This window comes from Sphingomonas hankyongi (assembly GCF_023516575.1).
Taxonomy (GTDB): domain Bacteria; phylum Pseudomonadota; class Alphaproteobacteria; order Sphingomonadales; family Sphingomonadaceae; genus Sphingomicrobium; species Sphingomicrobium hankyongi.
The window spans coordinates 557,205-580,140 of sequence record NZ_JAMGBE010000001.1 but is presented as its reverse complement, the minus strand read 5'-3'; the positions used below and the strand labels follow the sequence as shown (position 1 = coordinate 580,140).

The window sequence follows — 22,936 nt, the reverse complement described above, 5'->3', positions numbered from 1 at the left end:
TCCTCAGTGCGGCAGCAGCGCATAGCTGCGCCGGAACGCGTTCCTTTCAGCTTGGCTGAAGGTGCTGAGTTCCGGCGGATCCTCGGGAACCCCCGTCGCGAAATAAGCGATGCCACGGCCGCGCCTGCGGTCGATCCAGATTCCCGAACGAAGTCCGTAGGCGTCGCCCGCGTGGCCGACGAACTGAGCACCGCGCGTGCCGGGATCATCGGCGCATCCGCGGGTCGGGATTTGCTGCGCGGAAAGCCCGTACGAACAGATGGTCGCGCTTTCGGCGTCGCGCGCGCCATTGCGCCCGTCGAAGCGCCACTGGGGCGTCAGCATCAGATCAACGGACATTGGTGAAAGGACGCGCACACCGTCGAGCTCGCCCCGGTTGAGGAGCATCCGGCCAAGCCGCGCCAGCCCGCGAACCGAAATGCGCAATCCGCCCTGCGGCCCGAATAATGCGCCATTCTCGCCCAGCGGCGAGCGCGACAGATCGCAAGCTTCTCCGTCCTTCGCGAGCACTGGACAGTCCGGCCGGCGACCGCCCAGGTCGTCCTTCACCGCCTTGCCGTCCTGCATGAGCACGACTGCCCGAGCGACTGCGGCGTCACTGCAGGTCGGCCAGTTGAAGCAGGCGTCGATACGCATCGGATCGAGCACTTCCCGGCGCATCCAGATATCGAAGCGCTCGCCGGTCACGCGCTCCATCACTGACGCGGCGATCGGGAAGTTCATGTTCGAATAGGCGAAATAGGCCTCGCGCGGACCGTGCTTCAGGTCCCACGAAGTGGGGTTGGCAAGGGTCTCGCGCACGCTGGTGCCGAGAGGAATGGCGTACTGATCGTCGTGATCGCGGATAGAGCCGGTGTGAGACAGGAGCATCCGCAGGCTGATCGCCTCTTCGGGATGAGCGGGATTGCGCAACGGCCAGCCGAGATAGGATGACACGTCGGCGTCAAGGTCCAGGCGATTACGCTCGACCAGCTTCAATACGCCGATCGCGACGAACATCTTGCTGACCGAAGCAATGCGGGCGGGATCGTCGATGGTGACCTTGCGCCCGCTGTGCGGATCCGCCGTCCCTTCGGCAAAGCTCGCGACGTCGCCTCTGCTGGTGAAGGCGATTCCGACCATTGCGTCGGGTTTGGGCGCCGCAATCGCGGGGGCGGCAAGCAACAAAGCGATGGAGACGAGCGCGCGCATGACGGAACGCTAGCCGCTGTAACCCGGCAACGACCAGCCGCGCGCGATTGCGCCGCCGCGCAGGACGAAGCCGGCGACGATCGCGACCGCAGCGGCGATCGGCCACGTCACGTGAATAAGCGTGAGGCCGACGAACAGGCCCGCGGCAAGCGCGGCGGGCGTCACGTAAAGCTCCCGGCGCATCAGGCTGGAAGGCTCGCCCGCGAGCACGTCACGGATGATTCCACCGGCACAGGCCGTCATCACGCCCATCGCGAACGCGGGAACGGGCGCGACATGATAGCCGAGCGCTTTTGCCGAGCCATAAGCCGCATATGCTGCAAGGCCGGCGGCGTCGAACCAGACGAGCGCCCTTCCGGCGAACCGGCGGCTGCTCAACAGCCAGACTGCCGTGGCGGCCGCGATGCAGATCAGCAGGGTCGCGTTCTTATGCATCCAGAAGACGGGCGCGCCGATGAGCAGGTCGCGCAGCGTGCCGCCGCCAATGCCCGTTACGGCCGCGAAGAATAGGAAGGTGACATAATCGGTGCGGCGTTGCGCCGCGACAAGAGCGCCCGAGATCGCGAAGACGGCTATGCCGAAATAGTCGAGCATCTCCAGCGCAGTGGGAATTTGCTGCACCTGCACCCCCTCGCATCAAAGTTGTCCGGACTTATCCCGATAGAAGTTGCGACGCCACAGGATGACGAGTTCGGCCCTCCTCAAGCATGGGGTATTTGACATGAGGATTATCTCGATTGCTGCAATTGCGGCCGTTGCGACCGCGCCAGTCGCAGCGCAGGCAGCCACTCCTTTGGATAAGGAAACATCCGTCTGGCAGGCCTTCAAGGACAAGAAGGCCGACACGTTCAAGGGCTTGCTCACCCCTGACTTCGTGGCCGTCTATGCCGAGGGTACCTTCGGCCGCGACCATGAGCTGCAAATGCTCAAGGTCTCAAACCTCAAGAGCTTCAAGATCTCCGACTTCAAGCACCGGATGATCGATCCCGAGGATGTGCTGATGACCTATACGGTCGACGTCAAAGGCACCCAGGGGAAAGAGGATGTCTCGGGCGTCTACCGGGCGTCTTCGGTGTGGCACCGCAGCGGCAAATTGTGGCGTGCGGTCTACCACAGCGAAATCAAGGCGAAGTAGCCGCTACGGCCTGCTCTCCTCATTAGACGCGGCACGGACTATGTAGCCGCAATGACGCAGGAAACGGGAAGCGGCGTCGGCGCTATTCCGACGCTTGAGGATTGGCAGCACTGGACGCTGGTGATGGGCCGCGCCCAGCAGATGATGATGGAGTTTTGGGCCCAGCAGATGCAGCAGGGTCAGGCTCCGCTCGCGGGGCCGTGGCCGACGCCGGCATTCGGCTTCGGCGAGCAGGGCGCATCGAGCGATCCGATGGCGATGATGACCGCAGGTGCCCAGGCCTGGGCCAAGGGCCTCGAGACATGGGGCAAGGTCCTCGGCGGCGTCGCATCGCCTGCGACCGATGCGCAGCCCGTCAGGGACCGCCGCTTCTCGGCTCCCGAATGGTCGGAGAACCCGATCTTCGACGCCATCCGCAAAAGCTATCTGCAGATTTCCGACCAGCTGCTCGGATCGGTCGAGGATGTCGAAGGAGTCGACGCCGATACGCAGCACAAGCTGCGCTTCGCGGTGCGGAGCTTCGTCGATGCGATGAGCCCTTCGAATTTCGCGGTCACCAACCCCCAGGTGCTGAAGAAGACACTCGAGAGCCGGGGCGAGAATCTGCTCAAGGGCCTATCGAACATGTTGCGAGACATTGCGGCCGGACAGTTGACGCAGACCAAGCCCGGCGTGTTCGAGGTCGGGCGGAACCTCGCCACAACGCCCGGCAAGGTGGTCAAGCAGACGCCGCTCTATCAGCTTATCCAGTATACGCCGACCACCGACGAGGTGATGAAAACGCCGGTCGTCATCTTCCCGCCGTGGATCAACCGCTTCTACATCCTCGACCTCACGCCCGAGAAAAGCTTCGTCAAATGGTGCGTCGACCAGGGCATCAGCCTGTTCATGGTGAGCTGGAAGTCGGCCGACGAGAGCATCGCCGATGCCTCCCTGGACGATTACGTACTCAATGGGCAGGTCGATGCGATCGACAGCGTCCGCGACCTGCTCGGCGTCGATAGCGTTCACACGATTGGCTATTGCGTCGCGGGGACGACGCTTGCGGCGACGCTTGCGTACCTCCAGGCCAAGGGGGAAGCCGACAAGGTCGCAAGCGCGACATTCTTCACGGCGCAGGTCGATTTCGCGGAAGCAGGCGACCTCAAGCTGTTCCTAGGCGATGAGACGATGGGTCTGCTGCAACAGCTGACGGCGGAGAAGGGCTATCTGGACGGCCGCTACATGGCGGCGACGTTCAACCTGCTGCGCGGCCGCGACCTTATCTGGAGCTATGTCGTCAACAATTACCTGATGGGCGAGGAGCCGGCACCGTTCGACCTGCTGCACTGGAACAGCGACACGACGAATCTGCCCGCAGGCTGGCACCGCAATTATCTCGACACGCTCTACAGGGGGAACAAGCTGGCTGAGAAAGGCGGCATCTCCGTCGCCGGAACGCCCATCGACATCGATGCTGTTACGACGCCAACCTACATCCAGGCCGGGCGCGAGGATCATATCGCGCCGCCGCAGAGCGTGTGGAAGATCATGGACCATTTCGCCGGGCCGAAGCGGTTCGTGCTCGCCGGGTCAGGGCATATCGCCGGCGTCGTGAACCCGCCGGCCGCGCAAAAATATCAGTATTGGATCAACGAGCGCCCGTGCGGAACGCTGCAGGCGTTCGTTGACGGCGCCGAAGAGCACAAGGGGAGCTGGTGGCCGGATTGGCTGGGGTGGCTCAAGAAACAGGACGGCGCGACCGTAAAGGTCGAGGGCGCGCGCATTCCGGGGGGCGGCAAAGTCAAGGCGATCGAGGACGCGCCGGGCAGCTATGTCAAAGCACGCTGACGCGCTCATCCTGCGCCTCGCCTATCCGGACGAGCATGAGGAACTGGAGGATTTGCAGCGGCGTGCCTCGCTCGAGCTGCGCGAGTATCGCGAGCAGCTAATTGAAAATCCGGACGCCATCCATCTGCCGCCAGCGCAAATCACGAACGGGCAGGTGATCGTCGGCGAGATCGACGGTCGAATCGCCGGCTTCGCGGCTGTGGTCGGAGGCGAGCTCGACGGCTTGTTCGTCGAGCCGAACCTATGGAGACAAGGGATCGGCCGCGCGCTTGCGGACGCCGCGACGCATGAAGCGCGCAACCGCGGGCTCACGCTGAAGGTGATCGCTGCGCCGGGAGCGAGACGGTTCTACGAGATTTGCGGCTTTTCGGTCGAAGGAGAAGCGCAGACGCGGTTCGGCCCGGCGTTGAGGATGTCGCGATAGCTGCTCAGCAGTTTTGAGCATCAAAACATGCTCATGCCCCCGGCATCAGCAGTTTTGATACTTCCAGTGCCTGCGCTTGCCTTCGGAGAGCCACTCGATGGCCGTCGCTATCCGTTTTTTGCGCGTAGCCTCCTGCTTGGCTTCGGAAATCCATTCGAGATAATCGCGCTGAGCCGAGGGCGGAAAACCGTCCAGAGCCGCTTTCGCCTTCGGCGCCTCAGCGAGGGCTGACGCAAAATCCGGATGCAGGCCCGGAGCAGCCTTGGGCTCGTGCTTGGTCTTGCGGGGCGCCGGCGCTTCTCGAGACAATTCCGCCGCCTCGCGGATCAGTGCGTCGAGCTCGGCATCCGGCGGAAGGTCGGCGACGGACTGGAGCTTTCCGAACTGGCCCATCGCGCCAGCCTTCGTGGACCCGTTCCCAATCTCCTGTCCGCGCCAGAAATTGAGCGCCGCATGCGCTTTGAAGGCGGCCATGACGATCAAGATCTTGCCGTCGAGCACGAACGCCGGAGCGCTCCATTTCATGGTCTCCTCGGATTCCGGCACGGCGGCTCGGACGCGCTCGCGGATGTGGCTGAGGATCGGCTGCGCGAAGGGCTGGGCCTTCGCGATATAGGCGTCGATCCGAGCGTCGCCGCTCAAAGGATCCCGCCGCCGAGCATCAGCCGGATGACGCCGACGACGATCACGAACAGGTTGAGGTTGCGCCCCGTGTTCCCACTCGACGCGAGGCCAACCGCTGCGCCGATGACCGCCAGCGGTATGATCAGCCAGTTCGCCCAGCCGAGAAGCGGCAGGAAGGCGATCACCGCGAAGATGAGCGAGACGATACCGATGAGGATCGAGACAAGGTTCAGCATGAGACGCGTCCTAACATCATTCCGCCGCTTGCGGCAGCTTGGGCGCGCGCACCAGCGCAGTCACGTAAAGCCCGAGCGCAACCCAGATCGCGGCGAAGGCGACTGCATGGGCAGGCGTGAAAGGCTCGCCGTACAGCAGCACCGCAATCAGGAACTGGAGCGTCGGAGCGATGAATTGCAGCATGCCGAGCGTCGAGTAAGCGAGCTTGCGCGCTGCTGCGGTGAACAGGAGCAGGGGCGTTGTCGAGACGATTCCCGCGACGAGCAACAGGCTCGTCTGCATCGCGTCCGCGCCCATGACATGTGCTCCGCTGGCGCCGCGCCACAGGAGCCAGGCGATCGCGATCGGGAAAAGCAACGCAGTCTCGATCGCCAGCCCGCTCACGGCGTCGGCCGCGACGATTTTCCGCAGCAGGCCGTAGAGAGCGAAGCTGCCGCAAAGCGTCAGGCTGATCCACAATTGGCCGAGCGCCCCCGCAGCCAGCACCGATATACCGGCGCCGGCGATGGCGACGGCCGTCCATTGAAGGCGATTCAGCCTTTCGTGGAGCACGAAGCGCCCGAGCAGGACGTTCGCAAGCGGGTTGAGATAGTAACCGAAGCTGGCCGCCAGGATGTGGCCGCTGGTGACGGCATAGACGTAGAGGAGCCAGTTGCCACCGATCAGCAGCGCGGTCAGCGAGAGCACGCCGAGCGTCTTGCGGCTGGCGAGTGCGGCCCGGATCTTGGAGGAGCCCCTGGCGATCCAGATGAGCAGGGCCAGGAACGGCAGCGACCACAGGATCCGGTGCGCGACGATGTCGATCGCCGGAATCGTGGCGATCGCCTTGAAGTAGAGTGGGAGGACGCCCCACAGCGCATAAGCGCTGAGGCCGTAGATGAATCCGGCTCGCCCGCGATGCGCTATCCGGTCCCTCGCGGGGATATTTTCTGATTGAGAGTGATTCACCCCGCGTTCGCCTAGCCGCGTGCACCGTCTTGTAAAAGAACGTGCTCAACGCGCTGTTGGTTGAAACTCGGCGCGCCGACTGCCAGTTTGGGCAAATTCAACAGGGTTAATGGGGGGCGCGTGACGCGACTCGTGGGCTTGCAAGTCCGAACGGCCGGTTTGGCGGCGCTCGCGCTGCTTGGCGCCGGCTGTGAGCCCAAGCCGAAAGTCCCGCCCGGAGTAACGCCGACTGTCGTGGTCGGAGCGCCCCTGAAAGCCGATGTCTGGAGGCAAGTTGCAACCGACGCGGACGAAAACCGGCTCGCTCGCCTCGGTTCGGCCTGGACCGATGCGTTGGGCGAGGCGCGGCGGAGGTTTGCCGCCGATGTCCGGCGCGAGGGCGTATTGCTTCGCCCCGATGCGGCGCTTCCGCGGCCGGCGCCGACTCCCGGCAGCTATAATTGCCGCCTCATCAAGCTGGGCTCGGCAACGCCGAAGACCCGGTCGTTCGAAAGCTTCAAGCCCTTCTTCTGCTACGTCGAGGTCGAGGACGACCTGCTGACCATCGTCAAGCAGACCGGAAGCCAACGGCCCGCGGGAAGACTGTGGGAGGACGACAATTCTAATCGCCTGATCTTCCTCGGCAGCCTCGCGCTCGGAGAAGAAGACCAGCCCCTGGCCTACGGGGACGACCCGAAGCGCGACATGGCCGGCGTGCTCGAACGGATCGGCCCGTTCAAGTGGCGGCTGGTGATCCCGTGGCCGCAGAGTTCGTCCAAGCTCGACGTGTTCGAGCTGACCCCGGTCGCGAACCAGCCGAAGTGAGCGACGAGCGCGCGGGTCTCCTTGCGGACCCGGCGGAGGTCCGCGCCATCCTGGTCGCATCCGCGCGGGCCGGCGAAGCCATCAGTTATTCGCAGGTGCTCGAACTGCTCGGCCACCATTTCACGCGGCCCAAGATGCGCGCCTTGTGCAAGGTGCTCGCCTTCGTCGATGACGAAGCGGAGGAGCGCGGGGAGCCCGAGCTCGCCGTCCTGGTTGTGCGTCAGTCCGACGGCCTGCCTGGGCAGGGCTGGTGGATCGGTGGCGCAAAGAAGCATGGCTATTCCGGCGGATGGGAAGGGCCGAAGGCGGCGAAGCTCATTCGGAATATCCAACGGCGAGCCTTCGAGTTTTGGGCGGGACGCGAGCCGTAGCTTCGGCTAATCGCCGCACCGTGAGCGAACAGCGTACCTTCACCGTGTCCGATGACGATGACGGAATCCGGCTCGACCGCTGGTTCAAGCGGCACATGCCCGACGTCAGCTTCAACCTCGTTTCGCGCTGGGCGCGAACGGGCCAGTTGCGCCTTGCCGGCAAGCGCGCGGTTCCGGGGGACAGGATCGAGGCAGGTCAGGAAATTCGATTGCCGCCTGTCGAGACTCAGCCGGCCCGGCCCGCGCGTCGGCAGCCGCGGCGCGACCCTCTGACCGAGGAAGAAGAGAGGTTCGTTCGCGACATGGTCATCTACGAGGACGATGGCGCGTTCGTGCTCAACAAGCCGCCCGGCCTCGCTACCCAGGGGGGAACCAAGACTACTCACCATCTCGACAGGCTGCTCGACGGGCTCGCGGACGAGCGCGGGCGGCCGAAGCTCGTCCACCGTCTCGACAAGGACACGTCCGGCGCGCTGCTGGTCGCCCGGACCGCGCGCTCGGCGGGCCACTTCGCCAAGGCCTTCTCAGGTCGCACAGCCAAGAAAGTCTATTGGGCGCTGGTCGTCGGCGTTCCCGACATTGCCGAAGGAACGATCGACGCACCGCTCGCGAAGCAACCGGGCACCGGCGGCGAGAAGATGCATATCGACGAGGAGCACGGCCTCCCCGCCAAGACGCGCTGGCGCGTGATAGACCGCGCCGGAAACCGCGCCGCCTGGGTCGAACTGGAGCCGCTGACAGGACGCACGCACCAGTTGCGAGCGCATATGGCAGCGATGGGATTCCCGATCGTCGGTGACGCGAAATATGGGGGCGCCGAAGCGTTCCTGACCGGCGGAATCAGCCGCAAGCTGCACCTCCATGCGCGCCGCCTGCGGATCGACGCGCCGGCCGGCAGGAAGATCGACGTGACCGCCGACTTGCCGGCGCATATCGCCGAGAGCCTGGCAACCATGGGCTTCGAGGCGAGCCAGGGAGACACCCTTCCACCCCGCGCAGCCGTTACTGCGGCGCCCCGCAGAGCGGCTAAGCCAAAAGCATCGTCACGTCGGGGCGAGCGCCGGTCGCGCGGTTCCGCGCCGAAACGCGGCAGGCGCTGATGCACCCCAACAAGGCGTTCGACTGGACAGATGTGCAAGAGATGATGGGTTTCGTGAACGCGATTTCGTTCGCTCACATCTTCACAGCGTCGGATGCAGGATTGTTCGTTGTGCATGCACCCGTCCTGGTGAAGGATGGCCGCGTCCGCTTCCATGTGTCGAAGCGCAACCGCATCGCTCACCATGTCGCGGGCCGAAACCTGCTGATCAGCGTTTCAGGGCGCGAAGCCTATCAGAGCGCCAATTGGTACGTGTCGGAGGACCAGGTCCCCACCTGGCACTACGAGGCCGTGGAGATCGAAGGTTTAGCGCGGACATTGTCGCCGGATGAACTGGTCGAGCTGCTCGACGGGTTGGGGGATGTCCACGAGCGGCGCGTTTCGCCGGCGCGGCCATGGACGCGTGACAAGATGACTCCGGGCAAGTTCGAAGCGATGACCCGCGCGATCGTTGGCTTCGAAGTGAACCCAACGGCGATCAGGGGAACGCGCAAGTTCAACCAGCACAAGTCGGGAGCCGATCTCGAAGCCACGATCGAAGGGCAACGGAACGCCGGGAGGGGCGACATCGTGGCCGCAATCCACGAGTTGAAGGCGGGCAATGAATAAACTCGCGATCTTCGACTGCGACGGCACGATCGTCGACAGCGGGGCGACAATTCATGCCGCACTTTCGGAAACATTTCGGCAGAACGGGCTCGAAGTCCCGCCGCTGGAGGCCAGCCGGCGCGTGATCGGTCTGAGCCTCGTCGAGGCGATGGCCGCTTTGCTCCCGCACGCGTCACCGGACGAGCACGCGCAATTCGCCGAGGACTATAAGCGTGCATTCTGGCAACTTCGCGCAGCAGGAAGGGTGGAAGAGCCTCTGTACGACGGTGTGCTCGATTTGCTCGACGCGCTCGAGAAGGACGCGTGGCTGCTGGCCGTCGCGACCGGCAAGTCGGATCGCGGCCTGAAGCATTGCCTCGAGCAACACGACATCCATGCTCGCTTCGTTTCGCTGCAGACCGCGGACCGGCATCCTTCCAAGCCGCATCCGTCGATGGTCCTACAGGCGATCGCCGAAGCAGGGGCCGCACCAAGCACGAGCTTTGTCGTCGGCGACACGAGCTTCGACATGGCGATGGCCTCCGCTGCGGGCGCAGCGGCGATCGGGGCCGGGTGGGGCTACCACGATGAGCATGAATTGCTGGAGGCCGGAGCCGCGGCCGTCGCCGCGCATCCGGCCGACGTGCTGAGCCTCGTTCGGGAGCACGTCGATGGGTGACGAAAGCAAGCACCGCAACCGGCTTCTCGCGTATACAGGCGTCCGCGCCTTCGGCCTGGCAGTCATGCTCCTGGGACTGGCGATCATCTATTCCGACTTGGTGCGCCCGGGAGGATGGCCGCAGCTTGGCGCAATCGTTGCCATCTTGGGGGTCATCGACGCCCTGTTCGCGCCCCGCCTGCTGAAGAAACTCTGGGATCAACAAGACGCTCAGTCAGAATGAGACGCTTCTGGAAAGAGGTCGAAGTCCAGCACGAAGCCGGGGGCTGGGCGATCCGTCTGGACGATCGGCCGCTGCGGACTCCGGCACGCGCCGCGCTGCTGCTTCCAACCGAGCCGCTCGGACAAGCAGTTGCCGAAGAATGGCGCAGCGCAGGTGAAACCGTCCATCCGCGCGCAATGCCGATGACCGGTCTCGCGAATGCGGCGATCGACCGTGTCGAGCCCGAGAGGCAGGCATTCGCCGGCGGCCTTGCGCGATATGGCGAGGCCGACCTCGCCTGCTACCGAAGCGACTGGCCTCCAGATCTCGTCGAGCGCCAGTCGAACGCCTGGGACCCGTTGCTGGCCTGGGCCCGCCGAAGATTCGATGTCGATTTCGTCACGACCTCCGGCATGCTGCACGTGCCCCAGCCGCCTGCGACCGTCGACCGGCTGGCGCATGCCGTGTCCGCGCTCGATGCATTCCGCCTTGCGGGCCTGTCGCCGCTGGTCACGATCGGCGGATCGCTGGTCGCGGCCCTCGCGGTGCTCGAAAAGGCGATGACGCCCGAAGAGGCATGGGATGCGGTCAGCATCGATGAACGGTGGCAGCTCGAGCAATGGGGCGATGATGCCGAGGCGGTGGCGGCTCTGGAGAACCGTCGGTCCGACTTCATGGCAGCGGCACGGTTCCTGGCCCTGCTCGATTAGTCGTTCGGTCGCTCGACGAGCTTGCGCGTGAAATCCGACAGATATGGGTGACGCCGGGGGCGCAGGCGCTCCGCCGCAACGATGGCCTTCACGTCCCGGATGCATGATTCGAGGTCGTCATTGATGAGGACGTAGTCATAAGCGTCCCAGTGGCCGATTTCGCCTGCCGCTCGACGCATGCGGCTTTGGATGATGTCCTCGCTGTCGGTTTGCCGGGCGCGCAGCCGGCGTTCCAGCTCCTCCATTGAAGGGGGGAGGATGAAGATCGAGACGAGGTCGCTCCCAAAGGCGCTCTTCAGCTGCTGCGTGCCCTGCCAGTCGATATCGAAGAGGATGTCGCGACCGGCCTTTAGTGCCTCCTTGATGGGCTCTTTTGGGCTGCCGTAGCGGTGGTCGAAGACATAGGCCCATTCCGCGAAGTCTTCTTCCTCAACCATGCGCTCGAAAGTGGCATCGTCGACAAAGTGATAGTCGCGGCCTTCAGCTTCGCCCGGGCGCATTTGCCGCGTGGTTGCGCTTATGGACATCGAGAGGTCGGCGCTATCCTGCAATAGTCGCCGCGAAATGGTCGATTTGCCGGCCCCGGAAGGGGACGAAAGGACGATCAGGAGGCCGCGGCGCTGACGGGCGTTCGCATCGGTCGGACTGTCCATGGCCGTTCTTCTTCCGGCAAGCCGTGGCCGTCAAGCGGCGGAATGCCGCACTGCACAAAATTCCTCTTGAAATGGTGCAGTGCAACCATTATTGTGCAGTGCAACATATTTGGAGGAATGCATCAAAATGGCAGACGAAACCAACATTCAGGCGGAAGCCGCTGCTGAAGCCCCGGCGAAGATCGCCGAGACCGTGGCAGAGACGACCAAGAAGGTTGTCGCGGAGACCGCCAAGGTTGCCAAGCGCGAGCGCGCCAAGACGGCTCGCCGAGTGAAGCGTCAGGCCGCTGCCGTGAATACCGCCAAGGCCCCCAAGACCAACACGCGCCGCGCGAAGGCCGCCGGCCGCAAGATCCGCAAGGCGGCTGTGAAGCCCGTCGCTGCGGCCCAGGAAAGGATTGAGACTGTGACCAACAACTTCTTCAACGGCTTTGAGGCCGTTCCGGCGTTCGCGCCCTTCCAGAACATGTTCGCCGACGCCGGCGACCGTTCCCAGGAACTCGTCAAGAAGACCCAGAAGGTGACCGAAGAGCTCGCCGATCTCGCCCGCGCCAATGTCGAGGCGATCGTTGAGGCCGGCCGCGTCGCCACCGAGGGCGCCCGCGCCATCGGCCAGGACGTCGTCGCTTCCAGCCGTGATGGTGTTGAGCAGGCTGCCGATGCGATCCGTTCGCTCGCGGAAGCCAAGTCGCCGACCGAGTATCTGCAGCTTCAGAGCGACTTCGCTCGCGCCTCGTTCGACCGTGCGGTCGCCGAGACCTCGAAGCTGACCGAGTCGCTGGTCAAGCTCGCCGGTGAGGCGTTCCAGCCGATCTCGAACCGCGCCACGGCCAATGCCGAGCGCTTCAACACTTTCGTTGCCTGAACCCTCTCCCCTCCTAGTCTAGGCAACGTTGTGGCGGCCGCTCCTGACGGGGTGGCCGCCATTTTTTTGGGACAAGCGCGCAACACCCGCCTTGCGAGCATCTCAGCTTGCCATATTTTAGGGTGACATGCGTATGCGTTGGACAATGGCGAATGGCGACGACAACGGCGGCGGGCTCGACGACATCGAGACCGGCGTTGCGACCCGCACGCGCCCCAAGACGAAGAAGCCTTCGAACTACAAGGTCCTGATGCTCAACGACGACTATACTCCGATGGAGTTCGTCGTTCTCGTGCTCCAGCGTTTCTTCTCGATGGGGATAGAAGACGCGACGCGCGTCATGCTGCAGGTGCATCAGAAGGGCGTCGCCGTGTGCGGCGTGTTCACCTACGAAGTCGCGGAGACGAAGGTGACTCAGGTCATCGACTTCGCGCGGGAGAACCAGCACCCGCTGCAATGCACGCTGGAGAAGGCATAGGCGACCTCGCTTGTAACACCGCCGTCACGCGCTAAAGCGCGCCGGTGGATAGCATCTGGATCAAGGGTGGGGCCAAGCTGAAAGGCGAGATCCCGATCAGCGGCGCGAAGAATGCGGCTCTTACGCTCATGCCCTGCGCGCTTCTCACCGAAGAGAAACTCACCCTCACCAACCTGCCGCGCCTGGCCGATGTCGACACGTTCAGCCACCTGTTGAACCAGCTTGGAGTTTCGACCAGCGTCGCGGGCGTCAAGAAAGGCGAGTTCGGCCGCAGGATGACGCTCCACGCGGAAGAGATCGTCTCGACGGTCGCTCCGTATGACATGGTGCGGAAGATGCGCGCGTCGGTCCTGGTGCTCGGGCCGATGTTGGCGCGCATGGGCGAAGCGACGGTCTCGCTGCCCGGCGGCTGCGCGATCGGCGACCGGCCCATCGACCTCCACCTGAAGGCGCTCGAATGCATCGGCGCCGAGATCGAACTTGCGGCGGGCTATGTGAAGGCGACTGCGCCCAAGGGCCGTCTCAAGGGCGGCGACTACAGCTTCCCCGTCGTTTCCGTAGGCGCCACCGAGAATGCGGTGATGGCCGCGGTGCTCGCGAGCGGCAAAACCCAATTGTTCAATGCGGCGCGCGAGCCGGAAATCGTCGATCTCTGCAACCTGCTCGTCGCGATGGGCGCGAAGATCAGCGGCATCGGCTCCTCACACCTCGTGATCACTGGCGTCGAAGGCCTCCACGGCACTACCTACGAGGTCATGCCCGATCGGATCGAAGCGGGAAGCTACGCCTGCGCGGCGGGAATTACAGGCGGTTCGCTCGACCTCATCGGCGCGCGGCCGGACGACATGAGGGCGACGCTGAACGCGCTCGCCCAGTGCGGGCTCATCGTCGAATTCCACAATCGGGGGATCAAGGTCAGCTCCGACAATGGGATGCGGCCACTGGCGCTTTCGACTTCGCCCTTTCCCGGCTTTCCGACCGACATGCAGGCCCAGTTCATGGCTATGCTCGCCCTCGCCGAGGGCGATAGTTTCCTCGAAGAGACGATCTTCGAGAACCGCTACATGCACGTGCCCGAGCTTCGCCGGATGGGGGCCGAGGTCGATATCCACGGGCGCTCCGCCATCGTGAAGGGCGTCGAGGCTCTGACCGGCGCTAGCGTGATGGCAACCGACCTCCGCGCCTCGATGAGCCTCGTGCTCGCGGGACTGGCCGCGGAAGGGGAGACGGAAGTTTTGCGCGTCTACCACCTTGATCGCGGCTACGAGCGGCTGGAGGAAAAGCTGTCTGCCGTGGGGGCGACGATCGAGCGGCGCAGCGCCGGCTAAAGCTGCTTGCAGAAGCGCATGCTGGTGCGCTCGTATCCCAGGTGCCGGTAGAATGAGTGCGCGCGGCTGAGACGGTCGTTGCTGGTGATTTCCAGCAGGCCGCATCCGAGCTTCCGTAATTCCTTTTCCGCGGCTTCGGTCAACATGCGCCCGATGCCCTTGTCGCGCGCGCTCTCGTCGACGACGAGGATGGTGATGCGCCCGACCGGCTTGTCGCGGTGAATCGCAGTCATCGCGTGGATGCCGACGAGGCCGACGACCTGCTTGTCGAGCGTGGCGACGATCTGGGGCAGCTTCGCCTTGCCCAGCGCTGCGATGCGCTTTCGCACGCCCTTTTCGGTTACCTCATGACCGAGAAGCTTCATCAGCTCGACCAAGCGCGCCGCATCGCCCGGCTTCGCTTGGCGGATCTTGAGCACCGGCTCGGGCCTGGGTTTCGGCGGCTTCTCCTTGGGGGCTTTCGGTTGAGCCGCAGGTTCGGCGTCGTTGGCTGCCTCCCGGCGAGGCTTCGCCTTGCGCTTGCGCGGCATGACCGCGACATCGAGCGAGGCGCCCCAGTCCTTCGCGCCGAGATTGCGAAGGTAATGTTCGACATCCTCGGGTTTCGCGTTCGGGCCTTTGTCGTCCATTCCAAACACGGCTTCGCCCGCCTTGTCCGTCAGGCCGACCTTGCCGAAGCGTCGCTTGCCCGGACTGCGCACCCGCGAGCGCACCAACTTGAGGCCCCTATTGCGGGCGGTTTCGGCAAGTGCGTCGAGAACGGGATCGCTCATAATTTGTCCACGACGTGAAGGACGAGGCCGACGAGGCCGCCGACGAGCGTGCCGTTGATGCGAATATATTGAAGGTCGCGCCCGACTGCGGCTTCAAGGCGGTTGGTGACGGTTTGGGCGTCCCAGCCCCGAACCGTCTCGGAAACGAGTTTCACCATCGAGCTGCCGTAACTCGCCGACATTCCGACAACTGCCCGGCGTGCGAACTGATTGATCGCGGCACGGATGCGCGCGTCTTTCTCGAGCGTGCCGCCCATCGAGCGGAGAACCTCGCCGAGCTTGCCTGCGAGCACCGCGTCCGGGTTGCGGGCGGCGCGGATCACGGCTTCGCGACCTTTCTGCCACAAAGTGTCGAGCCACAGGCTGACCGACTTGTTGTCGAGCAACTGGTCCTTCATCGATTCGACCCGAGCCCGCGTTTCGGGACGCGTCTGCAGGTCGTTGGCGAGCTGCGCGAGCGCTTCCTCGACCTTTTTTCGGACGGGGTGGGCAGGATCCTCGGACATTTCCACCGTCAGCTTCTTGAGGCCGTCGATGATCGCGTCCGCGAGCTTCGCATCGAGACCAGCGAGCTTCAGGACCCAATTGGCCTTCTTGTGGACCATCTCGCGGATAAGCGGCTCGTTCGCATCGAGCGCGCGCGCCATCCAGCGGATAGCCGCCTCCAGCATCGGCACGTGGCGGTCCTCATTGATCGCCGACGCCAGCGCATGGCCGAGCAGAGGAGACACTTCCATCTTGCGCAGGCGCGCCGAAATCGCCCCTTTGACGATGCCGCCCAGCCGCTCGTCATCGAGACTTTCGAAGATATCGGCGATGAGGCGGGATGCGCCGGCGCGAATCCGCGTGCCTTCGCCCGCTGGGGTCCGAAGAAACCGTCCGGTCGCACCGGCGACGTCGATATTCTGCATCCGCCTAGCCACGACCGAGGGGATCAGGAAATTCTCGCGAATGAAGTTTGCAAGCGCTTCGCCGATCCGGTCCTTGTTGCGCGGAATGATCGCCGTGTGCGGGATCGGGAGGCCCAGCGGGTGCCGGAACAAGGCGGTCACCGCGAACCAGTCGGCAAGCCCGCCAACCATCGCGGCTTCGGCGAAGGACTTCACTAACGAAAGCCACGGATAGCGGCTCTCGAAAGCACGCGCGGCAAGGAAAACCGCAGCCATCACGACCAGAAGGCCGGTCGCGACCCGCTTCATCCCTCGCGCGCCAGGCTGCGCCGGGTTGAAGCGGGACAGAGCTCCGTTCGTCATCGCTCTCATGCCGGCTCAATAGACGAGCCGGCGCCCGGGTTCACAATAGGGGTGTCATTCCGCAGGAACCGGCGCGCTTTGGCGGTGCGCGTCCGCGCCGACCAAGCGGTGGAAGATCCGGCCAAGACGGGATTCGATCGAGATGGCGATCGAGAAGTAGGACGGCACCAGAAGCAGGGTCAGGATCGTCGAGAATATCAGGCCGCCGATCACGGTGATGCCCATCGGCGCGCGCCAGCTGTTGTCGCCGCTGATCGAGATCGCCGTGGGAAGCATGCCCGCGACCATCGCGACGGTCGTCATGACGATTGGCTGGGCACGCTTGTGACCGGCTTCCCAGATCGCCTCGTTCTTCGGCATGCCGTGATTCATCATCTCCACGGCGAAATCGACGAGAAGGATCGAGTTTTTCGCAACGATCCCGAACAGCATCAAGATGCCGATGAGCACGAACAGCGACACGGGCTGGCCCGCGAAGTGCAGCGCTATCGCCGCGCCCAACGGAGCCAGAAGCAGCGACCCCATGTTGACGAACGGCGCCAGGAAGCGGCGGTAGAGCAGCACCAGCACCGCGAACACGAGCAGCACGCCGGAAATCAGCGCGACCGCGAAGTTGAACAGCAACTCGGCCTGCCACTTCTGGTTACCCAGATTCATCTGCTGAACGCCTTGCGGCAGGTTCTTGTAAGCTGGGAGCTGATAGACCTTGGCCCAGACGTCGCCTTCCACCACGCCGGGGGCGAGATCGGCGCCGATCGACAGCCGGCGAAGCTGGTTCGAGCGGTTGATCGTCGTCGGGCCCGAGCCGAATCCGATATCCGCGACCGCCTTCAGCGGGACCGAGCCGCCATCCGAGGTCGGAACCGGGAGGTTCTTCAGGGTCTCGATGTCGCGTCGCGCATTCTCTGACAGCGAAACCGTGATCGGCACCTGGCGGTCGGACAGCGAGAATTTCGCGCTGTTCTGCTCGATATCGCCCAACGTCGCGATACGGATCGTCTGGCTCAATGCAGCCGTGGTGACGCCGAGATCAGCCGCGAGGTCGAAGCGCGGCTTGATGGTGATCTCGGGACGCGCGAGGTTGCTTCCGACGCGCGGAGCGACAAGGCCGGGCACGGTCGCCATTTCCTTGACCAATTCGTTCGCGACGGACGTCAGCTGAACCGGATCGTCGCCGCCCAGATAGAGCATGATATCGCGCGAATCCGGGTCGGGCCCGCCGCCCTGCTGCGACTGGAAGCTGACGCGCGCGTCGGGGATTTGCGCGAGGGTCGGCGAAAGCGCGCGCTGGAACTCGGTGCTGGTGACCTTGCGGTCCTTCTTGAGCACGATGCTGACGCGGCCGTCGCCCACGTTAACGCGCTCGAAGACACGTTCGACGCTGGGGTCCTTGGCGACGATCGCCGCGACCTTGTCGACCACGACCTCGGTCTGCTTCATCGTCGTTCCGGGGGCCAGCGTCACGTTGATCCGCGCAAAATCGTCGTTCTGCGGTGGGAAGAAGGAGAGCGGGAGCGTTCCGAAGAGCGCGACGCTGACCAGCAGCGTGACGACGCCTGCGGCCACCATAGCCATGCGGTGGTCGTGCATGCGCGCATTCCAGCGGGCGACCACGATCCCGTGCCAATCGGCGAAGCTTCCGCTCGCGACCGCCTGGACCAGCCATGCGATCAGCTTGGCCACGCCGTAAGCGACGGCAACGCCGAGGAGGAAAGCGATCGGAAAGGCGATCGCACCCGGAACCCCGATCTTGCCAAGGCCCATCATCCCGGCGCCGGTGCCGGCGCCGAACGCGGCGAGGATCGGCAGGACCAACAAGGCGGCGAGCGCGTAGTAACTGAACTTCAGGGCCGGCTTCGGCAGCCTCGCGAGCAGGGCATGCGCCTTCGACGTGTCGAGGCTCCAGTTCAGCACCTTGAGGTAGACGTCCATCCACTTCCAGTTCGCGTGGGGCTGCGCGCCGTGCGACCGCAGGAAATAGGCGGCGATGAGCGGCGTGATCATGCGGGCGACGAGCAAGCTCATCAGGACCGACAGGACGACGGTGAAGCCGAACGCCTTGAAATATTGGCCCGCGATGCCGGGCATCAGCGCGACCGGCAGGAAGACCGCGACGATGGCCATGGTCGTTGCGAGCACCGCCAGGCCGATCTCGTCGGCCGCGTCGAGCGCCGCCTGATAGCCGGACTTGCCCATGCGCATGTGGCGAACGATGTTCTCGATCTCCACGATCGCGTCGTCGACGAGAACGCCCGCGACCAGGCCCATGGCCATGGTCGACATGAAGTTCATCGTGATGCCCATCATGCTCATGAACCAAAAGGCGGGGATCGCGGAGAGGGGGATCGCGAGCGCGGAAATCGCCGTCGCGCGAATGTCGCGGAGGAAGAGAAGGACGACGAGAACCGCGAGGACGGCGCCCTCGACGAGGCCTTCCATCGCCGAGCGATATTGAGCTTCGGTATAATCGACGCGGTTGACGATCTCGGCGAAAGTGACCCTCGGATTTTCCGTCTCGAGCTTCTTCAGCGCATCCATGCCGGCGGCATAGGCGGTTACTTCGGAGGAGCCCTTCGCCCGCTGGACGTAGAAGGTGACGACCTGGTGGCCGTTCATCTTGGTCAGCGTGCGCTGCTCGGACGATGCATCCTTCACCTCGCCGAGGTCGGCGATCTTCACGAAGCGCCCGCCGGGCAGGGAGATCTGTGTCTGCGAAAGTGCGTAGGCGTCCTTGGCGTTGCCGAGAACGCGGACCGACTGCTCCGAACCCGCGACTTCGGCGCGGCCGCCCGCGCCGTTGAAATTGCTCTGGCGAAGCTGCTGGTTGACCTGGGCGGCGGTGATGCCCTGCGACTGCAGCGCCGCCGGATCGAGGATCACTCTGATGGTGCGATCCACGCCGCCGCCGCGCGACACCGCAGCGATGCCTTCGACGCCGAGCAAGCGCTTCGCGACTGTGTTGTCGATGTACCAGCTCAGCTGCTCCAGCGTCATGTCGGTAGTCTCGGCCGACATGACCATGATCGGCTCGTCCTCGGCATCGACGCGGGTGATCTGCGGCTCCAGGATGCCGTCGGGCAGGTTGCTGCGGATTTGGGAGATGGCGTTGCGCACGTCGTTGACCGCGCGGTCCGGCGGAGTGCCGAGCTCGAAGGTCACGAACGTCTGGCTGCTGCCTTCGCTTACGGTGCTGTTGATCTCATCGACGCCGTTGATCCCGCGAACCGCGGATTCCACCCTCTGCGTGACCTGCGTCTCCATCTCGTTCGGCGCCGCGCCTGGCTGCGAGACCTGCACGATCGCCGCCGGGAAATCGATGTCGGGCGCATTGTTCACCTGCATCCGGGCGAACGCGATCAGCCCGGCCAGCATGAGCCCGACGAAAAGCACGATCGGGAAGACCGGGTTGCGAATGCACCAGGACGAAATGTTACGGAAATTCATGACTTTACGACTTTCCTAGCGCTTAGCGCGCTGCCTGACGCTGCGGCTTCACCTTCTGGCCGGGGTTGAGGAACGGCCCGGCCGAAAGAACGACCGCTTCGTTTCCGGACAACCCTGCGGCGATGGTTACGCCGGCATCGTCCACGCTGCCGATCTGGATGTTGCGCCGTTCGACTACGTTCTTGGAATTGATGATGTAGACGTAGTTGCCGTTGTCATCGCTCAGCACCGCGCTTTGCGGGAGGAGCGGAGCTGTGGTCGTTCCGCTGCTGATCCGCGCTTCGGCGAAACCGCCTGGCCGCATCGCCGGGCTGTAGGGGACCGCGATCCGGACCTCACCGAGCCGCGACTGCGGATCGATGACCGGCGCGACCTGCCACACGGATCCGGTGACGTTCGTCGTAGACCCCACCGGAGTCACGGTGGCGGGCATGCCAACGTGCACCCCGGCCAAGTCCTGCTGCGAGAGCTGCGCGCGCATTTCCATCTCGCCACCTTCGGCAAGGCGGAACAAGGCTGGCGATCCGGCACCGACAACCTGGCCCGCCTCGACGCTGCGCGAAAGAATAAGCCCGCTCGTCGGGGCGGTCACGTTGAGACGGCCGATCTCGGCGCGCGTGGCCGCAAGCTGCGCCTGCGCTACGCGAACCTGGGCATAAGCGGAGTCGCGCGTCGCCTTCTTGGAATCGATCTCTGCCTTGGAGACGAAGCCGCGGCCCTTGAGGGCGAGCGCCCGCTCATAATTGCTCTGTGCGAGTGCCGCGTTGGCGCGCGCCGCATCGACCTGTGCGGCGAGCTGCGCAGCCTGCTGCGCCTGGACCGAGCGGTCGACGACGGCGAGAACCTGGCCCGCGCGGACCCAGCTGCCCGCATCCACGAAGACTCGTACGACCCGGCCGCCGGATCCGGCGATGCCGACCGGCTGGTCGCGCCGAGCGCCAAGCGGACCGCTAGCCGTAATCGTTTTGCCCACCTGGGTGCGACCCGGGACAACGACACTGACGTTCGGTACCTGCGCGCTGCCCGCGGCTGTATCCGCGGTCTTGGATTCGCCGCCGCGCATCATCAGCGCGACGCCAAGCGCGAGAAGCAGGACCGCCGCCACGGCGATGATGATCCACCGCCGGCGCTGGCGCGAACGATCAACCACCACGAGCGTGTCGGAGCTGTGGATAGAAGTTTCGCGGTTCATCATTCCTCGCTCAGTTACCGAATCTGCCAAAAATGCGTCGATGGTGTATTAGCCTAATAAGGCACCGACCGCAACAGACGCCTGCGCCGTCGGCCTCGCTACTGCTTTTCGACTAACGGCGGCACTTGCGCCGCAAGCGCGCGTTAGCGCAATTTGGGCATTGGCGCATGCTTGTAAAAGCACCGCGCGGAAAAAGGGGACGAATCATGATGCAAGATTATGGAATCCTTGCCTGGATTGTCATCGGCGGGATCGCCGGCGGAATCGCGAAACTGCTTATGCCGGGCCGAGATCCGGGCGGCTGCATCGTCACTATCCTGCTCGGCATTGCCGGCGCTCTGCTGGCCGGCTGGATCGGCAAGGCTATCGGCTGGTACGACACGAACGAAGGTGCCGGCTTCGTGGCTGCGGTCGTTGGCGCGTTCCTGCTTCTCCTGATCTACCGGGTCATCGCCGGACGTCGCCGGGTCTGATCGTTACGTTCAGGTAGCAGCCATGGCTGGCGGACAACGCTGGCGGTTGTGACGCAAAAATCAAGGATTGCTCAATGAAACGTGCATTGATCGCGGCGCTCGCGCTTGGCGCGGCGCTGGCGCCTTCTGCTGCTGTTGCCCAGGCGGCGCCGACTTTTTCGGAAGCGATCGCGGGCACCCGCCTCGATATCAGCGCGACTGGCGAAACCACGCGGGTCCCCGACGTGGCAACCGTCTCTGCAGGCGTCGTGACGCGCGCCGCGACGGCTCGTGCGGCCTTGCAGCAGAATGCCGCCCAGATGGACCGCGTGCGCGACGCGCTGAAGAAGGCTGGGATCGCAGACCGCGACATCCAGACGAGCAACATCAGCCTTAATCCCGAATATCGCTATGCCGAAAACCAGCCGCCTCGATTGACCGGCTACACGGCGTCCAATCAGGTCAATGTGCGGTTTCGCGACATTGCGGCGACGGGAGATATCCTCGACGCGCTGGTCGCGGTGGGCGCGAACCAGATCAATGGGCCCAGCTTGACCATCGACAAGCCGGAAGAGGCGCTGGATGAAGCGCGCACCAAGGCGCTTGCCGCTGGTCGCGCGCGGGCGGAGCTCTATGCCCGTACGCTGGGGATGCGCGTCGTGCGCCTTCTCGCCGTCAGCGAAAGCGGGGGCAATTATCCCGTGCCGCCGCCGATGCCCGTGATGATGGAAGCGCGCGCGCAGTCTGCGAGCACCAAGATCGATCCCGGCGAGCAGAAGGTTCAGCTCAGCCTCGCGATGACTTTCGAGCTCCGTTAGCAGCAAAGAAAAAGGCCGCGCGGCACATGCCGCGCGGCCTTGGATGTTGAAGCAAGTTACGGCTAGCGGACCGAACCCCTGCGGATCAGGTTGACGATTGCGAGCAGGATGACCGCACCGAGAAGCGAATAGAGGAACGTCTCGATCGTGACGCCCTGGTTGATGCTGCCACCGAACAGCAGACCCGCGATCACCGCGCCGACAATGCCGACGACGATGTTGAGGATGATGCCTTGCTGAGCATCGGTGCGCATGATGAGGCTAGCAAGCCAGCCACAAATACCGCCGACGATCAGCCAAATGATAATTCCCATCAGCTTTCCCTCCTCTTTGTCGAGCCGCCTGTACGATGAAGCGGCGGCCGTTTCCGGCATCACAGACGCGTGATGCGCCTTAGTTGTTCCGGATTCGGAAGGGTCTGTCTAGAAATTTGCTGCGCGGAATGCAGCTGAAAGCGGCGGAAAAGCTGGATCGCTTTGCCGCTGTAACGAATCAGTAGCGCTGCTGGCGCTCGTACTGATCGCGATACTGCTTGATGCGGGTCACGCGCAGGCCGGGCATTCCGCTGCGGTCGACGGCACGTTGCCAACTGGTGAATTCCTCGAGGCTCAGCGAATAGCGCTTGCAGGCTTCGTCGACGCTCAGAAGGCCACCGGCGACCGCGGCAACGACCTCGGCCTTGCGGCGCACGACCCATCGCGTCGTTGCCGCAGGGGGCAACGAATCGAGCGTCAGCGGCTCGCCGAGGGGCCCGATGACCTGAGCCGGACGAATCTTCTGGTTCTCGAGCATTCCGTTACACCTGCTTAATCATTGCCAGTTCGAGCCTCTTAAGCGG

The 22,936-nt window shown here is 64.2% G+C and carries 27 protein-coding genes; 15 read left to right on the top strand and 12 right to left on the bottom strand.

Going from position 1 to position 22,936, the window contains the following annotated elements:
- Positions 1 to 3: 3 nt before the first annotated feature.
- Together LZ538_RS03070 and LZ538_RS03065 are read right to left on the bottom strand one after the other, a co-directional pair.
- Positions 4 to 1,191 carry a serine hydrolase domain-containing protein gene (locus LZ538_RS03070; protein WP_249830522.1) on the bottom strand — a complete coding sequence of 396 codons (1,188 nt, stop codon included), beginning with the start codon at positions 1,189 to 1,191 and terminating at the stop codon, positions 4 to 6.
- Positions 1,192 to 1,200: 9 nt separating this feature from the next.
- Positions 1,201 to 1,785, bottom strand: a complete 585-nt coding sequence (locus LZ538_RS03065; protein WP_249830826.1) for a trimeric intracellular cation channel family protein — start codon at positions 1,783 to 1,785, stop codon at positions 1,201 to 1,203.
- Between the two features lie 127 nt (positions 1,786 to 1,912).
- Here LZ538_RS03065 and LZ538_RS03060 point away from each other — a divergent pair, with 127 nt between their 5' ends.
- From LZ538_RS03060 to LZ538_RS03050, 3 genes are read left to right on the top strand one after another with little or no spacing between them, the layout of a single operon-like run.
- The gene (locus tag LZ538_RS03060) at positions 1,913 to 2,326 is read left to right on the top strand and encodes a nuclear transport factor 2 family protein (RefSeq protein ID WP_249830521.1); all 414 of its coding nucleotides are present in this window, start codon (positions 1,913 to 1,915) and stop codon (positions 2,324 to 2,326) included.
- Positions 2,327 to 2,377: 51 nt separating this feature from the next.
- Positions 2,378 to 4,156: a PHA/PHB synthase family protein gene (locus tag LZ538_RS03055; protein WP_249830520.1), complete on the top strand. Its 1,779-nt coding sequence runs from the start codon at positions 2,378 to 2,380 to the stop codon at positions 4,154 to 4,156.
- Entirely contained in the window at positions 4,140 to 4,580 is a 441-nt protein-coding gene (locus LZ538_RS03050; RefSeq protein WP_249830519.1) for a GNAT family N-acetyltransferase, read from the top strand. The genes LZ538_RS03055 and LZ538_RS03050 overlap by 17 nt, the downstream gene beginning before the upstream one ends.
- 45 nt (positions 4,581 to 4,625) lie before the next feature.
- Here LZ538_RS03050 and LZ538_RS03045 read toward each other — a convergent pair whose 3' ends face one another.
- The 3 genes from LZ538_RS03045 to rarD are packed head-to-tail and all read right to left on the bottom strand — an operon-like array spanning position 4,626 to position 6,389.
- A complete protein-coding gene (locus tag LZ538_RS03045) occupies positions 4,626 to 5,222 on the bottom strand; it encodes a YdeI/OmpD-associated family protein (protein WP_249830518.1) in 597 nt (198 codons plus the stop codon).
- Positions 5,219 to 5,440: a hypothetical protein gene (locus tag LZ538_RS03040; RefSeq protein ID WP_249830517.1), complete on the bottom strand. Its 222-nt coding sequence runs from the start codon at positions 5,438 to 5,440 to the stop codon at positions 5,219 to 5,221. The genes LZ538_RS03045 and LZ538_RS03040 overlap by 4 nt, the downstream gene beginning before the upstream one ends.
- Positions 5,441 to 5,456: 16 nt before the next feature.
- Positions 5,457 to 6,389: an EamA family transporter RarD gene (gene rarD, locus LZ538_RS03035; RefSeq protein ID WP_249830516.1), complete on the bottom strand. Its 933-nt coding sequence runs from the start codon at positions 6,387 to 6,389 to the stop codon at positions 5,457 to 5,459.
- A gap of 120 nt (positions 6,390 to 6,509) precedes the next feature.
- On the opposite strand from rarD, the gene LZ538_RS03030 reads away from it, so the two are divergent.
- The 7 genes from LZ538_RS03030 to LZ538_RS03000 are packed head-to-tail and all read left to right on the top strand — an operon-like array spanning position 6,510 to position 10,842.
- Positions 6,510 to 7,193: a DUF4893 domain-containing protein gene (locus LZ538_RS03030; protein WP_249830515.1), complete on the top strand. Its 684-nt coding sequence runs from the start codon at positions 6,510 to 6,512 to the stop codon at positions 7,191 to 7,193.
- Positions 7,190 to 7,564 (top strand): ribose-phosphate pyrophosphokinase, encoded by a 375-nt coding sequence (locus tag LZ538_RS03025; protein WP_249830514.1) that lies wholly within the window; start codon positions 7,190 to 7,192, stop codon positions 7,562 to 7,564. Before LZ538_RS03030 ends, LZ538_RS03025 begins: the two co-directional genes overlap by 4 nt.
- Positions 7,565 to 7,584: 20 nt before the next feature.
- A complete protein-coding gene (locus LZ538_RS03020) occupies positions 7,585 to 8,664 on the top strand; it encodes an RluA family pseudouridine synthase (RefSeq protein ID WP_249830513.1) in 1,080 nt (359 codons plus the stop codon).
- Entirely contained in the window at positions 8,664 to 9,272 is a 609-nt protein-coding gene (locus LZ538_RS03015; RefSeq protein WP_249830512.1) for an FMN-binding negative transcriptional regulator, read from the top strand. Before LZ538_RS03020 ends, LZ538_RS03015 begins: the two co-directional genes overlap by 1 nt.
- Positions 9,265 to 9,930 carry an HAD-IA family hydrolase gene (locus LZ538_RS03010; RefSeq protein WP_249830511.1) on the top strand — a complete coding sequence of 222 codons (666 nt, stop codon included), beginning with the start codon at positions 9,265 to 9,267 and terminating at the stop codon, positions 9,928 to 9,930. The genes LZ538_RS03015 and LZ538_RS03010 overlap by 8 nt, the downstream gene beginning before the upstream one ends.
- The gene (locus LZ538_RS03005) at positions 9,923 to 10,153 is read left to right on the top strand and encodes a hypothetical protein (RefSeq protein ID WP_249830510.1); all 231 of its coding nucleotides are present in this window, start codon (positions 9,923 to 9,925) and stop codon (positions 10,151 to 10,153) included. The genes LZ538_RS03010 and LZ538_RS03005 overlap by 8 nt, the downstream gene beginning before the upstream one ends.
- Positions 10,150 to 10,842: an ATP12 family chaperone protein gene (locus tag LZ538_RS03000; RefSeq protein ID WP_249830509.1), complete on the top strand. Its 693-nt coding sequence runs from the start codon at positions 10,150 to 10,152 to the stop codon at positions 10,840 to 10,842. Before LZ538_RS03005 ends, LZ538_RS03000 begins: the two co-directional genes overlap by 4 nt.
- On the opposite strand, the gene gmk is transcribed toward LZ538_RS03000, so the two are convergent.
- Complete coding sequence (gene gmk / locus LZ538_RS02995; RefSeq protein WP_249830508.1) at positions 10,839 to 11,495, bottom strand: guanylate kinase; 657 nt, start codon at positions 11,493 to 11,495, stop codon at positions 10,839 to 10,841. The genes LZ538_RS03000 and gmk overlap by 4 nt on opposite strands.
- A 127-nt stretch (positions 11,496 to 11,622) precedes the next feature.
- Here gmk and LZ538_RS02990 point away from each other — a divergent pair, with 127 nt between their 5' ends.
- From LZ538_RS02990 to murA, 3 genes are all read left to right on the top strand, one after another.
- Positions 11,623 to 12,360, top strand: a complete 738-nt coding sequence (locus tag LZ538_RS02990; protein WP_249830507.1) for a phasin family protein — start codon at positions 11,623 to 11,625, stop codon at positions 12,358 to 12,360.
- A 133-nt stretch (positions 12,361 to 12,493) separates the two neighbouring features.
- Positions 12,494 to 12,838, top strand: coding sequence for an ATP-dependent Clp protease adapter ClpS (gene clpS / locus LZ538_RS02985; RefSeq protein WP_249830825.1), 345 nt, complete (start codon positions 12,494 to 12,496; stop codon positions 12,836 to 12,838).
- Positions 12,839 to 12,882: 44 nt separating this feature from the next.
- The gene (murA, locus tag LZ538_RS02980; protein ID WP_249830506.1) at positions 12,883 to 14,166 is read left to right on the top strand and encodes a UDP-N-acetylglucosamine 1-carboxyvinyltransferase; all 1,284 of its coding nucleotides are present in this window, start codon (positions 12,883 to 12,885) and stop codon (positions 14,164 to 14,166) included.
- On the opposite strand, the gene LZ538_RS02975 is transcribed toward murA, so the two are convergent.
- From LZ538_RS02975 to LZ538_RS02960, 4 genes are read right to left on the bottom strand one after another with little or no spacing between them, the layout of a single operon-like run.
- Positions 14,163 to 14,939 carry a GNAT family N-acetyltransferase gene (locus tag LZ538_RS02975; RefSeq protein WP_249830505.1) on the bottom strand — a complete coding sequence of 259 codons (777 nt, stop codon included), beginning with the start codon at positions 14,937 to 14,939 and terminating at the stop codon, positions 14,163 to 14,165. The genes murA and LZ538_RS02975 overlap by 4 nt on opposite strands.
- Positions 14,936 to 16,192 (bottom strand): DUF445 domain-containing protein, encoded by a 1,257-nt coding sequence (locus LZ538_RS02970; protein WP_249830824.1) that lies wholly within the window; start codon positions 16,190 to 16,192, stop codon positions 14,936 to 14,938. Before LZ538_RS02970 ends, LZ538_RS02975 begins: the two co-directional genes overlap by 4 nt.
- 54 nt (positions 16,193 to 16,246) lie before the next feature.
- Positions 16,247 to 19,636: an efflux RND transporter permease subunit gene (locus tag LZ538_RS02965; RefSeq protein WP_249830504.1), complete on the bottom strand. Its 3,390-nt coding sequence runs from the start codon at positions 19,634 to 19,636 to the stop codon at positions 16,247 to 16,249.
- 22 nt (positions 19,637 to 19,658) lie between these two features.
- Positions 19,659 to 20,828, bottom strand: coding sequence for an efflux RND transporter periplasmic adaptor subunit (locus tag LZ538_RS02960; RefSeq protein ID WP_249830823.1), 1,170 nt, complete (start codon positions 20,826 to 20,828; stop codon positions 19,659 to 19,661).
- A 206-nt stretch (positions 20,829 to 21,034) separates the two neighbouring features.
- Here LZ538_RS02960 and LZ538_RS02955 point away from each other — a divergent pair, with 206 nt between their 5' ends.
- Entirely contained in the window at positions 21,035 to 21,301 is a 267-nt protein-coding gene (locus LZ538_RS02955; protein WP_249830503.1) for a GlsB/YeaQ/YmgE family stress response membrane protein, read from the top strand.
- A 74-nt stretch (positions 21,302 to 21,375) separates the two neighbouring features.
- Positions 21,376 to 22,098, top strand: coding sequence for an SIMPL domain-containing protein (locus LZ538_RS02950; protein ID WP_249830502.1), 723 nt, complete (start codon positions 21,376 to 21,378; stop codon positions 22,096 to 22,098).
- Positions 22,099 to 22,160: 62 nt separating this feature from the next.
- Here the strand turns inward: LZ538_RS02950 and LZ538_RS02945 are convergent, their stop codons facing one another.
- Positions 22,161 to 22,412 (bottom strand): GlsB/YeaQ/YmgE family stress response membrane protein, encoded by a 252-nt coding sequence (locus LZ538_RS02945; RefSeq protein WP_249830501.1) that lies wholly within the window; start codon positions 22,410 to 22,412, stop codon positions 22,161 to 22,163.
- 178 nt (positions 22,413 to 22,590) lie between these two features.
- On the bottom strand, positions 22,591 to 22,890 hold the full coding sequence (gene sciP / locus LZ538_RS02940; protein ID WP_249830500.1) for a CtrA inhibitor SciP: 300 nt from the start codon (positions 22,888 to 22,890) through the stop codon (positions 22,591 to 22,593).
- Between the last annotated feature and the right edge of the window lie 46 nt (positions 22,891 to 22,936).

What these genes read in the sequence shown, in the direction of transcription:
- LZ538_RS03070 (WP_249830522.1), bottom strand. Translation starts at nt 1,191, where the DNA reads ATGCGCGCGCTCGTCTCCATCGCTTTGTTGCTTGCCGCCCCCGCGATT.
- LZ538_RS03065 (WP_249830826.1), bottom strand. Translation starts at nt 1,785, where the DNA reads ATGCTCGACTATTTCGGCATAGCCGTCTTCGCGATCTCGGGCGCTCTT.
- LZ538_RS03060 (WP_249830521.1), top strand. Translation starts at nt 1,913, where the DNA reads ATGAGGATTATCTCGATTGCTGCAATTGCGGCCGTTGCGACCGCGCCA.
- LZ538_RS03055 (WP_249830520.1), top strand. Translation starts at nt 2,378, where the DNA reads ATGACGCAGGAAACGGGAAGCGGCGTCGGCGCTATTCCGACGCTTGAG.
- LZ538_RS03050 (WP_249830519.1), top strand. Translation starts at nt 4,140, where the DNA reads ATGTCAAAGCACGCTGACGCGCTCATCCTGCGCCTCGCCTATCCGGAC.
- LZ538_RS03040 (WP_249830517.1), bottom strand. Translation starts at nt 5,440, where the DNA reads ATGCTGAACCTTGTCTCGATCCTCATCGGTATCGTCTCGCTCATCTTC.
- LZ538_RS03015 (WP_249830512.1), top strand. Translation starts at nt 8,664, where the DNA reads ATGCACCCCAACAAGGCGTTCGACTGGACAGATGTGCAAGAGATGATG.
- LZ538_RS03010 (WP_249830511.1), top strand. Translation starts at nt 9,265, where the DNA reads ATGAATAAACTCGCGATCTTCGACTGCGACGGCACGATCGTCGACAGC.
- LZ538_RS03005 (WP_249830510.1), top strand. Translation starts at nt 9,923, where the DNA reads ATGGGTGACGAAAGCAAGCACCGCAACCGGCTTCTCGCGTATACAGGC.
- LZ538_RS03000 (WP_249830509.1), top strand. Translation starts at nt 10,150, where the DNA reads ATGAGACGCTTCTGGAAAGAGGTCGAAGTCCAGCACGAAGCCGGGGGC.
- gmk (WP_249830508.1), bottom strand. Translation starts at nt 11,495, where the DNA reads ATGGACAGTCCGACCGATGCGAACGCCCGTCAGCGCCGCGGCCTCCTG.
- LZ538_RS02990 (WP_249830507.1), top strand. Translation starts at nt 11,623, where the DNA reads ATGGCAGACGAAACCAACATTCAGGCGGAAGCCGCTGCTGAAGCCCCG.
- clpS (WP_249830825.1), top strand. Translation starts at nt 12,494, where the DNA reads ATGCGTTGGACAATGGCGAATGGCGACGACAACGGCGGCGGGCTCGAC.
- LZ538_RS02975 (WP_249830505.1), bottom strand. Translation starts at nt 14,939, where the DNA reads ATGAGCGATCCCGTTCTCGACGCACTTGCCGAAACCGCCCGCAATAGG.
- LZ538_RS02970 (WP_249830824.1), bottom strand. Translation starts at nt 16,192, where the DNA reads ATGACGAACGGAGCTCTGTCCCGCTTCAACCCGGCGCAGCCTGGCGCG.
- LZ538_RS02965 (WP_249830504.1), bottom strand. Translation starts at nt 19,636, where the DNA reads ATGAATTTCCGTAACATTTCGTCCTGGTGCATTCGCAACCCGGTCTTC.
- LZ538_RS02960 (WP_249830823.1), bottom strand. Translation starts at nt 20,828, where the DNA reads ATGAACCGCGAAACTTCTATCCACAGCTCCGACACGCTCGTGGTGGTT.
- LZ538_RS02955 (WP_249830503.1), top strand. Translation starts at nt 21,035, where the DNA reads ATGATGCAAGATTATGGAATCCTTGCCTGGATTGTCATCGGCGGGATC.
- LZ538_RS02950 (WP_249830502.1), top strand. Translation starts at nt 21,376, where the DNA reads ATGAAACGTGCATTGATCGCGGCGCTCGCGCTTGGCGCGGCGCTGGCG.
- LZ538_RS02945 (WP_249830501.1), bottom strand. Translation starts at nt 22,412, where the DNA reads ATGGGAATTATCATTTGGCTGATCGTCGGCGGTATTTGTGGCTGGCTT.
- sciP (WP_249830500.1), bottom strand. Translation starts at nt 22,890, where the DNA reads ATGCTCGAGAACCAGAAGATTCGTCCGGCTCAGGTCATCGGGCCCCTC.